16 protein-coding genes are annotated in these 12,478 nt (G+C 55.3%); 4 read left to right on the top strand and 12 right to left on the bottom strand.

The features are described from left to right. Positions 1–119 precede the first annotated feature (119 nt). The 3 genes from ABNH10_RS10480 to ABNH10_RS10470 all read right to left on the bottom strand — a co-directional run bounded on the left by ABNH10_RS10480 (position 120) and on the right by ABNH10_RS10470 (position 2,509). Complete coding sequence (locus ABNH10_RS10480) at positions 120–989, bottom strand: class I SAM-dependent methyltransferase (protein WP_349385877.1); 870 nt, start codon at positions 987–989, stop codon at positions 120–122. Between the two features lie 136 nt (positions 990–1,125). Continuing rightward, complete coding sequence (locus tag ABNH10_RS10475) at positions 1,126–1,980, bottom strand: ion transporter (protein WP_349385876.1); 855 nt, start codon at positions 1,978–1,980, stop codon at positions 1,126–1,128. A gap of 115 nt (positions 1,981–2,095) precedes the next feature. Continuing rightward, complete coding sequence (locus tag ABNH10_RS10470; protein WP_349385875.1) at positions 2,096–2,509, bottom strand: hypothetical protein; 414 nt, start codon at positions 2,507–2,509, stop codon at positions 2,096–2,098. 811 nt (positions 2,510–3,320) lie between these two features. Here ABNH10_RS10470 and ABNH10_RS10465 point away from each other — a divergent pair. Further along, entirely contained in the window at positions 3,321–3,944 is a 624-nt protein-coding gene (locus ABNH10_RS10465; protein WP_349385874.1) for a GNAT family N-acetyltransferase, read from the top strand. Positions 3,945–3,977: 33 nt separating this feature from the next. Here ABNH10_RS10465 and ABNH10_RS10460 read toward each other — a convergent pair whose 3' ends face one another. The 9 genes from ABNH10_RS10460 to ABNH10_RS10420 are packed head-to-tail and all read right to left on the bottom strand — an operon-like array spanning position 3,978 to position 10,247. Beyond that, positions 3,978–4,520, bottom strand: a complete 543-nt coding sequence (locus tag ABNH10_RS10460) for a DUF3299 domain-containing protein (protein WP_051428764.1) — start codon at positions 4,518–4,520, stop codon at positions 3,978–3,980. 2 nt (positions 4,521–4,522) lie between these two features. Continuing rightward, on the bottom strand, positions 4,523–5,761 hold the full coding sequence (locus ABNH10_RS10455; RefSeq protein ID WP_349385873.1) for an ABC transporter permease: 1,239 nt from the start codon (positions 5,759–5,761) through the stop codon (positions 4,523–4,525). Then, a complete protein-coding gene (locus ABNH10_RS10450) occupies positions 5,751–6,458 on the bottom strand; it encodes an ABC transporter ATP-binding protein (RefSeq protein ID WP_349385872.1) in 708 nt (235 codons plus the stop codon). Before ABNH10_RS10450 ends, ABNH10_RS10455 begins: the two co-directional genes overlap by 11 nt. A gap of 7 nt (positions 6,459–6,465) precedes the next feature. Further along, positions 6,466–7,080, bottom strand: a complete 615-nt coding sequence (locus ABNH10_RS10445; RefSeq protein ID WP_349385871.1) for a ZrgA family zinc uptake protein — start codon at positions 7,078–7,080, stop codon at positions 6,466–6,468. Next, on the bottom strand, positions 7,058–7,462 hold the full coding sequence (locus ABNH10_RS10440; RefSeq protein ID WP_349385870.1) for a MerC domain-containing protein: 405 nt from the start codon (positions 7,460–7,462) through the stop codon (positions 7,058–7,060). The genes ABNH10_RS10445 and ABNH10_RS10440 overlap by 23 nt, the downstream gene beginning before the upstream one ends. 25 nt (positions 7,463–7,487) lie before the next feature. Next, the gene (locus ABNH10_RS10435) at positions 7,488–7,961 is read right to left on the bottom strand and encodes a transcriptional repressor (RefSeq protein ID WP_349385869.1); all 474 of its coding nucleotides are present in this window, start codon (positions 7,959–7,961) and stop codon (positions 7,488–7,490) included. A 9-nt stretch (positions 7,962–7,970) separates the two neighbouring features. Next, positions 7,971–8,597 (bottom strand): DUF1826 domain-containing protein, encoded by a 627-nt coding sequence (locus tag ABNH10_RS10430; RefSeq protein WP_349386228.1) that lies wholly within the window; start codon positions 8,595–8,597, stop codon positions 7,971–7,973. Next, entirely contained in the window at positions 8,597–9,820 is a 1,224-nt protein-coding gene (gene zigA / locus ABNH10_RS10425; protein ID WP_349385868.1) for a zinc metallochaperone GTPase ZigA, read from the bottom strand. The genes ABNH10_RS10430 and zigA overlap by 1 nt, the downstream gene beginning before the upstream one ends. A gap of 4 nt (positions 9,821–9,824) precedes the next feature. Next, positions 9,825–10,247 carry a TraR/DksA family transcriptional regulator gene (locus ABNH10_RS10420; protein ID WP_349385867.1) on the bottom strand — a complete coding sequence of 141 codons (423 nt, stop codon included), beginning with the start codon at positions 10,245–10,247 and terminating at the stop codon, positions 9,825–9,827. 67 nt (positions 10,248–10,314) lie between these two features. On the opposite strand from ABNH10_RS10420, the gene ABNH10_RS10415 reads away from it, so the two are divergent. Genes ABNH10_RS10415 through ABNH10_RS10405 form a run of 3 tightly spaced genes read left to right on the top strand, consistent with a single transcriptional unit; the run spans position 10,315 to position 12,408 of the window. After that, positions 10,315–10,539, top strand: coding sequence for a hypothetical protein (locus tag ABNH10_RS10415; RefSeq protein WP_349385866.1), 225 nt, complete (start codon positions 10,315–10,317; stop codon positions 10,537–10,539). Then, the gene (locus ABNH10_RS10410; protein WP_011588963.1) at positions 10,536–11,096 is read left to right on the top strand and encodes an LbetaH domain-containing protein; all 561 of its coding nucleotides are present in this window, start codon (positions 10,536–10,538) and stop codon (positions 11,094–11,096) included. Before ABNH10_RS10415 ends, ABNH10_RS10410 begins: the two co-directional genes overlap by 4 nt. Beyond that, a complete protein-coding gene (locus tag ABNH10_RS10405; RefSeq protein WP_349385865.1) occupies positions 11,086–12,408 on the top strand; it encodes a dihydroorotase in 1,323 nt (440 codons plus the stop codon). The genes ABNH10_RS10410 and ABNH10_RS10405 overlap by 11 nt, the downstream gene beginning before the upstream one ends. Positions 12,409–12,478: the final 70 nt, after the last annotated feature.

Here is a 12,478-nt window from a genome sequence, read left to right as displayed (position 1 = left end):
TTGCAGGTATGCGGGCCGGGCTACTTGCAGATCAACCCAAGTTCACGCATCAGACTGCGCAGCTTGAAGGGCGTCCTCCCTTGCTTATTGAGAAGCCCTTTGCAGCGCTGCCTCTTATCTCAGGATGCTTTTGCTTTGATCTGCCAGCAGGCAGCGTTGAATTTCACGGTATCACCGAACACAAAGGGTTCGAAGGCTTCTCTGACCACCGTAATGAGCTGTGCTTGGGTGTTTTCATCCAGGCCGGGAAGAATGCGGCCGAGCGGTCCGATGCGGGTGAAAAAATTCACCAGCTCGGTCTCGGGGAACGCACATTCGAAATCCAGCGGTTCAATGCTGATGTTGTGCCAGCCTGCTGATTCAAGAATGCTCTCTACCCGCTGGGGATCCGCAAATGCAAACTGCCCGGGCGCGTTCCGGTCTTGTTGCGGCAAGGTGACGATAGACTTGGCTGCCCGGCCAGCGGTGGTCATAAAGGGGGTTTCTTTCGGGGAGCGCCAGGAAAAAAACAGCGCCGTGGCCTCTTTGCTAGCGGCGCGCCTGAGATTTTGAAAAGCCCGCACGGGATCTTCGAAAAACATGACGCCGAAACGCGACACCAGCATGTCGAACAACCCTTCCTGGAAATCATAGCCGGCGGCGTCTGCGCAGAGAAACTCTGGGCCGGGCCCTTCCTTGTCTGCGCCATCCTGCTCGCCACCCTGTCGTGCGGCGTCGATCATTACCTCGGCCACATCCACGCCGGTGGCGTAGCCCCCTTCTTGGGTATGGCGATGAATCGTGCGGGTTGTGCCTCCAGTACCGCAGCCTATATCAAGCACACGGCGCGGGGATTGGGCCTGTACCGCTTCGGCGAGCAACACTTCGATGGGCTGGAACAAATGATCAACCAGCTGCTGGGAAGCCACCCAGTTGCGCCCACCCACGGTTTTCCACAACGCGGACGGGTCTTCGGGTGTGTCTACAAATGTGGCTACAGGCTTACTCATGTTTACTCTCCGGCGTTCGGTCGTGGTTTATTTGTCAGCGTGCCACTTCAAGTCGAGTTTACCTCAACTGAACAGCGCAGAAGACAACCCTGCACCACTCTGAGAGTCGCTCCATGATAGGTAAATGGATGACCTTTTACTGGTGGTCGGGCTTGCCCTGCTGGGCAGCTTCCAGCGCCACAACCTTTGTGTGCATTGCGCGCATAAGATCCAGCATCTCCTGACGCTCATCGTGGGCAATCTGATTATTGGCTTCCCGCTCTGCGCGCTGCTCGCTCTCATGCACTTCTTGGGTCGCGCTCACGATGATGGCAATAAACAGGTTGAGCACCATAAAGCTGGAAATGAGGATGAAGGGCACGAAGAAGATCCACGCCAGGGGATACACCTCCATAACAGGCCGCGCGATCCCCATGGACCAACTCTCCAGGGTCATGATCTGGAACAGGCTATAAATACTTGCCCCCAAGCTGCCAAACCACTGCGGAAACGCTTCGCCGAACAACTCGGTGCCCATCACCGCAAAGATGTAGAACATCATCAGTAGCAGCGCTGCGGTCCAACCGATGCCGGGCAAGGCTTGCATCAAGGATTCCACCAGCATGCGCAGTCGTTTCACCGATGACAGCAGGCGCAACACCCGCAGGATGCGTAAACTCCGCAAGATAGCTAACGGCCCTGAGGCTGGCGTCAGGGAGATGGCGACGATCAGAAAATCAAATACGTTCCAGCCAGAACGAAAAAAGCGCGGACCAAAGGCCACCAGTTTGAGTGCAATTTCCAGCGTGAAGGCGAACAAAATCACTTGGTTGACCAAGGTCAACCACTGCCCTACTCGCGCTTGCGCCACAGAGGACGTTTCCACCCCAAGAATGATGGCATTCAGAAGAATCAACGCGGTAATGCTATTAGCGAACAACGAAGAATTAAGCCAAGCGCTCAGACGCTGGCGCCAAGCATTAGCCGGTACGGAAGAAGGCGCAGCCTGCATGGAAAATCACCGAAAAACTCAAGGAGCGGCGAGTATACCTGATGCAGGGCCAGTGATTGATACCGACACGCGATGAAGGAGGGTCTTCACTGCCATCAAAAACCCAAAAGGGACTTTACCGGCGCTGGCTAAATTGCATCCAGGCTGCCAACCCCAAACCCCAAGCCGCATTGACGATTAAACCGCCCACGATCTTGGTGGCATTCACGTCCAATCCTTTCATGGGGAAAACCAGCAACATGGCCACCAGAGTCGGGCCGATGGCGCCAATAATCAGGGCGCCAAGCCAAAAATTGATGCCCTGCCAGCGGCGAATGATCAACCATACTGGCAAGCCCCAAACACCCCCCCAGAATGCAAGAGAGAGCACTTGAGGAATACCCAACGGCGGCACGGGCGCCATGTTCCAGGGGAACGCGGGGATAAGACCGCCCAACCAAAACAACGCCAGGACGCCCTGATGGAACAACAGGGTGGCAAGAAATCCACCAGTGAAAGCCTGCAGCCATTGTTGTTTGGTGTGGGTCATGGGGGTCTCCATCGGGTTGCGCTATCGAACAGATGCCGGTTAGCGGATAGACGCTAGCATAGCTCACAATGCAACGGCGTGAAGGTCATGCCCGTCCTTTATTTCATTCGTCACTACTTCAGGGAGTTTTTTAACCACTGCTTGCCTGCTCGATTTCCAGGCTCGTGCCTACGCAGGCTAGGTAAAGAGGAGCTTATGTTTGAAACCAAGCTGCTGCCTGTTGAGGCTTATACTCGCAGGACCGCAGGCCCGCCTGGAAGAACCAAGGCACCCGGAGGGCATAAAGACGTTTAGGAGGCGCCTCAGCTGTTGTAACCCAGAAAATAAAACCCCGGACAAGGCCGGGGTAAATGCGGAACCAGCAGCAGAATTTAATTTTTCGTGTTCAACCTGAGTAAGGTACAAAGTGACCCTTTAATACATTCGCTAAAACGCACTCGCAAACACTGCCTACGCAATAATGATAAATTCGTAACAAAGCGATGACTTTTTCTACTTAGGCTATCGACAGAGTATTCTCTTTCACACGCCACACGTCTGTAAGCCTTATCGTATTTGTCTATAGGAATTTAACTATTCCGTGGAGCAGCTGAGATGGCACAAAACTGCATCTCTCCTGATCAATGAAAATCGAAGAGTTCGGCCACGCGGGCACGATATTCGCAACGACGCATTCGGTTGCCGAGCGGCGACGCCCCCTACAACGAGCAAACCCGCCCCGGCTGAACCATTCACTTTGGTGCGCCTAACAGGCTCACCGAAGCCCCAAGTTTACGGTATGCTCTGCTTGTCGCAGCCGGATATTGCAGATATGCCAACCACACAACCACCACTCGACGATCTTGCCCACGTGTTCAGCCGGGCCTTTTTTCATGACCCACTGTTTGAATACTTTTTTGCGGACCCGTCGCAACGGCAAGCTCTGGCGTTCTTCACTTTTCGCTTTCTGGTCGCCCATGCTCGCCATAACGGTCGAGTAGACACCACGCCGCAGCCTGTCGATGGCCATAATAGCCTTAATGGCGCCGCGGTCTGGTTGCCCTCGTCAGCCATTGAACACAGCGTAATTGATATGTTGCGTTTTGGTGCGGTGCGGGCGTTGTTCAAGCAAGGCCCCGGCGCCATAAAACGCCAAATGGTGGCTGCAGATGCCATGCAGGCAGTGCACCACCGGGTTCTCACCACCCCGCATATGTACCTGCTACTGCTGGGTATTGATCCCTCGCAGCAAGGGCGCGGGCTGTCCACACCGCTACTGCAACCCTCGCTAGACCGGTTCGATCAGCAAGGCTTGCCCTGCTATCTCGATACCCATAACCCGAACAATGTTTCTCTGTATCAACGGTTTGGGTTTGAGGTTGTACATGAGGACGACATCCCCGGCACATCGGTACAACATTGGGCCATGTTACGGCAGTGCAAATCGCTCGCCTAATACGCTGTTGTCATGAAGCGCATTAAGGCAGGGTTACTGGTCATAGCCTGTAAATGGCTCCGCGCTTTCTCCTTCCAGCACATAGCCCGCCGTGCCGTATTCCGTTTCTTGGCTGCTAACGGTAAGCGTGCCCGAGAGCCACATGGCATCCAGAGCCAGATCCAGCGGCACGCCCCGCCCTTTCATTTTCACCAATACAATCTGATTGCGCGGCGGCGGAGGCGTGTGGATGCAGGCGCCAAAATACGGCACCAGCAGGAACTCACGTACATATTCTTCATCGCCATCCAGCGGCACGCCGTAACCCGCCAAGCGCACGGCGGTATTGTCTAAGGACTGTTTCAGCGGCGCTTCGCGCCAGGCTTTATCAATGGCGTCTAACATTTTCTTGCCTCGGGCGTCGCCATCCGCAATGGAGTCAGGCGCTTGCTGTTCCCCATAAATATCATCGAATAGCGTGTTATAAATCTCCGAGGGGTCATAACCCTCCGGCACTAGCGCCTCCCACTCGATCTCATTGGCCGCCATGGAAGACAGGCTCCAGCTAAAACAGAGCACAGCAAGTAAATAACGCATGATCAATTCCTTGGGGTCAGGCCATCGGCCAAGCTATTACGGAACGCCTTTTCTGCCGGGATCAGCCCTGCCAGGGAGCCGGCGACCAGGATAGCGCCAATGGCCGGTAATTCCCGCCACGCGAGAAAGTGCTCAGGAAGCCGCAATGACCATTCAGCCAGCGCCATCGGCGCTAACCCCCATTGCGCCAAAAATAACACCCCCAGACCCAACAAGCAGCCCAACACGGTAAGACACAGGCTTTCACCGACGATGACTGTATACACGGCCAGCCGCCCGGCACCTGTCGCCCGCAGAACAGCGATTTCATGGCGGCGCCCTTCCAGCGCCGCCAGCACCGTGGACACCAGCACCAGCAAAGCGACCACCAGCACCGCCAGCGATGTAGCGCGCAAGGCATTTTCGCCGGCGGCAGTGATTCGCCACAACCGCTGCAATTGCACGCCGGGAATAATGGCCGTAAGCGGCTCGCGCTCATAACGGGACAACTCCCGCTGCAAGCTCAACACGGCCATGCGGCGTTTCAATCCCAACATGACCGCATTCACTGAATCGGGTTTATCCCGTGCTTGGCCTGGCATGGGAGGCAGGCCCGACCTATACGCGCCCCCGCGATGAATCACCGCCATGCCTTCCAGAGAAATATGCACGCTTTGATCCACCGGGGTGCCGGTGGGCGCGAGAATACCGACCACCGTAAACGGGTGGTTATCATGTTCCACAATGGCCGGCCCGCTGGCACCGTGAGCCAACACAATATGCTCACCTTGCTGATAGCCAAGCCGGGCAGCCACGGCACTGCCAAGCACGGCTTGATCCGCCCGAGCAAACCAGGCGCCGCTTTGCAGGGCCAAGCGCTGATCTCGGCCATAACGGTAATGCGCTAAATAACTGTCGTTGGTGGCCACCACCGGATAGCCACGATGGGAATCACCCAAGGCAATGGGGATCCACCACTTCACATCCGGTTGGTCAGCCAAATGTTTCACCGTCTTCCAGCTAATACCCGCAGTGGGATCACTGAGCCGGAAGACGCTGTAGAGCAAAATGTTCATCGGCCCACCACGGGCGCTGACGATCAAATCTGTACCCGAAATGGTACTGGCGAAATTGGCACGCACCTGATGCCGTACCCGATCTATGCCGATGATCATCAGCACACTCAGGCCAATGGCAGCAACAATCAATAACGCTGATGTGCGTCGGGTTTTCAGGGAGGCAAGCATCACCTTAGCTAGCATGGTTTGCCTCCCCTGCCAGGCGGGCGAAATCCACACTGCGTTGGAAATGATCGCCTACCTGTTTGTCGTGGCTAACCATCAGCAAGGCACTGCCGGACTGTTCGCACAGTTCACACAGTAATGTAAGCAAAATATCGCGGCTGTGATTATCCAACGCCGAGGTGGGTTCATCGGCAATAATGAGATCCGGTTTACCGAACAAAGCACGGGCTGCAGCCACCCGCTGTTGCTGCCCGAAAGACAACTGCCACGCCGGCAGAGTAACGGTGCTGTCATCTAAGCCCAGCCGAGCCAGCAAAGCCCGGGCAGTGGATTGTCTATGGGCCTTACTGCGAATCCCTTCCCGGTCACAACGCTGACGGGAGAAACCGGCAGCCAAGCACACGTTGTCCACGGCACTTAGGTAAGGAAGCAAATTAAAGGCCTGAAAAATCACCCCCAGGTGATCGGCGCGAAATGCATCTCGGCGGCGCTGGGGCAACGAGGAAAAGGGCTGACCTGCAATGTGGATACGGCCACGCTGCACCGGACGAATGCCGGTAATCAAGGACAACAAGGTGCTCTTGCCACAACCACTGGGGCCATGGAGCAACACACGCTCTCCCGCCTGCAGGGAAAAATGCGGCACCTGCAGAAAGGCCCGCATGTCGCCGGGATGGCGGTATTCCAGCTCGTTGAGCTCCAGTACCAAACCCACTACGGCCTTACTCCACTAGTATTCGCGTTTGACCCGGAGCCAGACGCGAAGCGCTCTGGACGGCCGGCAACAACAGCACCACGTCTGTGGTCAGGCCCGAGAAGGTACTAAGAAACGGCAGATCTACGGCTTGCAGCTGCTGAGGGGCCTCGCAGGCAAACGTCCATTCGTGGACAATGTCTTTGTGATGATTGACCGCTTCATGGGAATCATCATCGTGGTCGTGGTCGTGGTCGTGGTCGTGGTCGTGGTCGTGGTCGTGGTCGTGGTCGTGGTCGTGGTCGTGGTCGTCACGATCATGCGCCTTACTTTCCGGAAACAAATCGGCTACGGAACGAGAAGACACATTGATCAATTTACACTGGGCAGCTGCAGACGGCTGAGGTTCTGTAACCTGCGCCAAGCGCTTGCTGTAGCGCAATCGCGTTGAGGCATCGGCCGGTGGCTGCTCGCTACCGAAAATATCCATCAACGGCGCCCGAAAACTGACGGTTAACTGCTCGCCTTCGAGTACAACCGCCGCCTCGGCATGACCATGCTGATGCACATCTGCTGCGAAGCCAGCCACACTCAATGGCAGTAATAGAGCAGCCAGCCACTTAGGTTGCATAGGGTTTTTCATGATTTATCTCGCAGTCATTGCAGCCTCGAATATTGCCCACATGGGTTCCCACCAAACAGAGTCCGATCAGAACTGTCAGCAATGGCTCCCAAAAAGTGCCGTGCATAGCATGTTCAAAAACGGTTAGCAGACACAACCCCGCCAAGGCCAATACGCCTGGAACCAACACGGAAAGACGACGATGTCGCCGGTAACCTATGCCAATGGCGAGCAGGCTTACCGGCACAATGGTGGCCAGCATGACCAAGTGAAATATTTCATCCACACTGCCAAACGCAGATAACAAACCGATGGCAAAGAGCCCCGCCACGCTGGCGACGCAGTGAATCATGCAGAGGCTGGACAGGCCGATAGCCATCACGTCCAGGCGAAAACGTTGCATTACTGTCTCCCGAGAAGAGTGTTGTTTAGCTGCCCGCTAGCAATGCGCAATCGGCACAACGGCCATGCACTTCCAACAGCGGTTCTTGCTGAATTACAAAACCCACTTCATCCAGGGTGTGTTGTAATTCGTCAACAGCGGCCCCCGCCATGGGGGTTTCCTGAACGCCACCGCACTGATCACATAACAAGAACACGGTTCCGCGATGGCCGTGTTGGCAGGTAATGTGATCACAGGCCAGATACTGGTTGGTGGAGCTAAGCCGGTGGGCCAACCCTTGCTGAACCAGAAAATCCAGCGCTCGATAAATCGTGGGCGGCTGTGCATTGCTTTGGTAACGGGCTTTGAACTGGTCGAGTAGCTGATAGGCACTTTGCGGGTTTTTTTGCTCCAGTATTAGCGCCATAACCTGTTTGCGCTGGGGCGTCATGCGCACACCCAGCTTTCGACATTGTTGCTCAGCGCTATTCAGAATCTGCTCTGTTCGACTCACTGCCATGTTCTCAGCCTAAATATCCAGAGTGATCAACAACCGCTGCTGACCGGGAGACATGGGCGGGGACCGGTGGACCACGCCTGCCCCCGGATTATCCCGCCATGACTCGCCTTTGAACAGCGCCACCTGCCCGGCTTCAAGCTGCTGGACGTGTTCTTGCTGAAAAAGCAAAGGCTGGTTACTGCCAGGCAAGAGCAATTGATCATCCACACAATCAAACGGCAGCCACTGACTGCCCTGGCCGCCATAGGTGCACAATAACCGAACCGGAATTCGGTCCACATGAAAGCGCGGACACATAGGCGCTTGCAAAGCCGTAACACGTAACCCCAGGCCAGACACGCCAAATAGACACGCTGTCATGTCGGCAAGCAGAACCAGATCGTCGCGCAACGCCCCATAGCGCTCATCCGGAAGCATTCGCTCGATAGCCCCCTCAAGCTGAGAAAGCTCTAGCCAGTGTTTTAGTGCCAGCCGTTGTTGGCAGGCCAACGCTACCAGGTCCTGCTCCACAGGACTGGGACGATCCCAGACAGCCACCTCCATATCATCCTGAACGATGTCCGCCAGCACCGCTGCATCTGGCGAACAATGCCATTGCGATGTGGTAATCTCCGCTTGCGCCACTGCCATCGTCATCACCCCGCCATCTCCCATTGCGGAAACGGATCATCCAACTGTTCCCAAAGCGCCTTGCCTAGGAGCATTTCTGCTTCCGTCAACAAACAGGCATCCAGCGCTTGGCGAGTTGCCTCTGGTTGCAGGTTATGGCCGATAAACACCAGCTCCTGGCGCATATCACCAAACGGTTCTTGCCACTTTTCCATGATCAAGGCCCGGTATTCCTCGTCAGTGGGCCACTGTTGTTCCGGCACGGTTTTCCAGAACATGCCCGCCGGGCCGTGATGAACGACATCACCCGCCTGGCTCCAGTTACCCGCAAAATGGGGCCGACTGGCCAACCAGAAAAAACCCTTTGAACGTAACAACGTGCCGTAGGGCCAGGTCTGCTGCAAAAAATCCCAGAAACGTTGCGGGTGAAACGGGCGGCGAGCTTCATAGGTGAAACTGCTGATGCCGTATTCCTCAGTTTCGGGCAAATGTTCGCCACGCATTTCTTTTAACCACCCCGGAGCCTGCTGGGCTTTTTCAAAGTCGAACAGGCCGGTGTTCAGCACATCATCCAGCGGCACTGCGCCGTGGCTGATCGGTAGAATGCGAGCATCCGGATTCAACAACCGCAAGGTGGCTTGCAGAGCGTCGAGCTCCTTTTTCGTGGCCAAATCCGCCTTGCTGATCAGGATCACATCAGAGAATTCCACCTGCTCCACCAGTAGATCCACCACATTACGATGATCTTCTTCGCCCAGGTTTTCTGCCTCTTGCTGGAGCGTACGGCAACTATTGTAATCACGGAGAAAGTTAACCCCATCCACCACTGTGACCATGGTGTCCAACCGTGCTACAGAAGATAGTCCTTCACCGTTTTCGTCTTCGAAGGTAAAGGTTTCTGCCACAGGCAAAGGTTCAGATATCCCCGTGGATTCGATAACCAGGTAATCGAAGCACCCTTCTCTGGCCAGCCGATCCACTTCCACCAACAAATCCTCGCGCAGGGTGCAACAGATGCAACCATTGCTCATTTCCACCAGCTTCTCTTCAGCCCGGTTGAGAGAAACGTTCTGATTGACCAGCGCAGCATCAATATTGATTTCGCTCATGTCATTAACGATAACGGCAACCCGCAGCCCGTTTCGATTATTAAGAATATGGTTCAGCACCGTGGTTTTTCCGGCACCCAGGAACCCTGACAATACGGTAACGGGAAGCTGGCGAATGGGAGGAATTGGCTGGCCTGTCATGTCTCTATCCGTTTCGTTGGTGGGCATAGTGGCGTTCGTTTTGTTCAAGGCGAGCCTTTACCTCGGCACAATATTCCGTGGTGGGGCGAGCGAGCAAACGCGGTAAACCAATAGGATCACCGCTGATTTTGCAGTACCCGTAGTCTCCGTTTTGCAGCCGTCTCAACGCCCCGCGTATTTTTTCCAGCAAGGCCTGCTGGCGCGCCATAAAACGCAGCTGGTGACGGCACGTCTCTTCTTCCACAGCCGCATCCAGTGGGTCTGCCTGGGCCGGTGTCTGCAGATTGTTTCTAGCGTTGCCAAGGTGTTGTTCGCACTCCAGGGCCAGAGCAAGGAGACGTTTGCGGAAAAACTCCCGCTGGCTCGCATTCATGTATTGCGACGCTGTCATCGTCAACAGCGTTTTTTCACTGACGGTATGAGGCATCTCACTCTCCCTTTATGTTATGTTATAACATTGCATCGTTAATCAACAACCTTCGTGGAGAAGAACCGTGAATTTTCCCCTGCCCGGCTCCTATACCGAGTGGCGCCACTGCATTACCGAAATATGCGGAATCCCTCTTGGTGAAAGTTTTATCCGCGAAAGGCTGATTGCTTTGGACGACGACAATGACCACATGACCCGCAAGTTCATTGAGCTTTACGGCCGTGAGCACTGGAAACAGACGAAAACCTGGTTTAACCAGGCACTGAAAGACGAAGGAAGAAACAAATGATTCGTAAAAACCCTAATGGTGACTTGCCGGATATTCATCCGGACGCCTTCGTCGACCCTACCGCTATCATCTGTGGCAAAGTCATCGTAAGTCGCCATGTCTTTATCGGCCCCTACGCCGTCATTCGAGCGGACGAAACGGATGATCAAGGCAATCTTCACCCCATTCTCATTGGCGAAGGAACCAACATTCAGGATGGCGTCGTCATGCACTCCAAGGATGGAGGCCCCATCACGATTGGTAAGCACAGCTCTATTGCCCATCGAGCCATCGTGCATGGCCCCTGTGAGGTGGGAGACAGCGTTTTTGTAGGCTTCAACAGCGTGCTTTTCAACTGCACTATCGGCGACGGCTGCGCCATTCGTCACAATGCGGTTATCGACGGCATGACGCTTCCCGCAAATTTTTATATCCCATCCACCAGCCGTATTGGACCCGACACGGATCTCAGCCTCATTCCCCGTGTGAGCCAAGACATCACCGCGTTTTCAGAAAGTGTATCCGATACCAATCAGCAACTCGTTCAAGGCTATAAAAGGATTCAAAATGAACTGTGAAAACAGCTCTAGCCTATTAATCAAAGGTGCCACGGTCCTGTTGCCTGGTGGCCCTGAAGAAACCGATGTGGCCTGTCGTGATGGCCGCATTGTGGCTATTGGCGAGCCCTTTAAGGCAGACACGATCTTCGAGGCCCGCGGCTTACACCTCTTACCCGGCGCCGTGGATTCCCAAGTCCATTTCCGCGAACCGGGCATGACACACAAGGAAACGCTGGAAGCTGGCACACGCGGTGCCATTCTCGGCGGCATCACTAGTGTCTTCGAGATGCCTAACACTCAGCCTTTAACGCTCTACGCGGAAGATTTGCAGGCCAAAATTGCCATTGCAGAACGGGATGCCTGGTGCAATTACGCGTTTTATATCGGCGGATCCGCCGCCAATGCCGAGCAGCTGGCAGAACTGGAATGCTTACCCGCCTGCAGCGGTGTAAAAATTTTTATGGGCAGTTCATTTGGCGATTTGCTCGCCGATAGCGATGACGTGTTACGCAATATACTCCGCCGTGGTCGCCGGCGAGTGGCGGTTCATGCTGAAGACGAAGCCCGCTTACTGTCTCGCCGACACCTTGCTGAAGAAGCAGCAAACCCTGTAGCCCACCCCGTTTGGCGCGATGAAAACAGCGCCCTGTTAGCCACTCAGCGCATTGTCGCACTGGCAGCAGAAGCTGACCGACCCCTGCATGTGCTGCACATATCTACCGCCGAGGAGATGGCGTTCGTACAACATCACAAGTCCAGCGTGTCGGTAGAGGTGCTGCCCCAACATCTCACTCTATCGGCACCGGAGTGCTACGAACGGCTCGGCACGCTGGCACAGATGAATCCTCCGATCCGCGATCAACGCCACCAAGATGCGCTCTGGAAAGCGGTACAAAACGGTATCGTGGATGTCATCGGCAGCGACCACGCCCCCCATACTCGAGAAGAAAAACAGCGGCCCTATCCGAATTCACCCAGCGGCATGACCGGAACCCAAACACTGCTACCCTTGATGCTCAATCATGTTAACCAGGGACGACTCAGCCTCCCGCGATTAGTGGATATGGTATGCGCAGGGCCAGCGCGGCTGTTCGGCATGGCTGGCAAGGGGCGAATTGCGGTGGGGTACGATGCTGATTTGACCTTAGTAGACATGCAACGTAAACAAGCGGTGGATGACCGCAAACTGGCCTCACCTTCAGGCTGGAGCGCCTACGATGGCATGATGCTGCAAGGCTGGCCTTCGGCCACGATCATTGCAGGGCAAATTGTCATGCTCGACGAGCAGGTCATCGGCACCCCGGCAGGAAAGCCGCTCAGGTTTCTATAACGGGCACAGGCAGTTAAAAATACCCCTCAAGCACAACGCTCACGTGGGTGATGAAAAGGATTTCGCGTTC

The sequence above is a fragment of the Alcanivorax sp. genome (assembly GCF_040119285.1).
Lineage (GTDB): Bacteria > Pseudomonadota > Gammaproteobacteria > Pseudomonadales > Alcanivoracaceae > Alcanivorax.
Note: the sequence above shows the minus strand (reverse complement) of the source record. Positions and strands in the feature narration are given on the sequence as shown.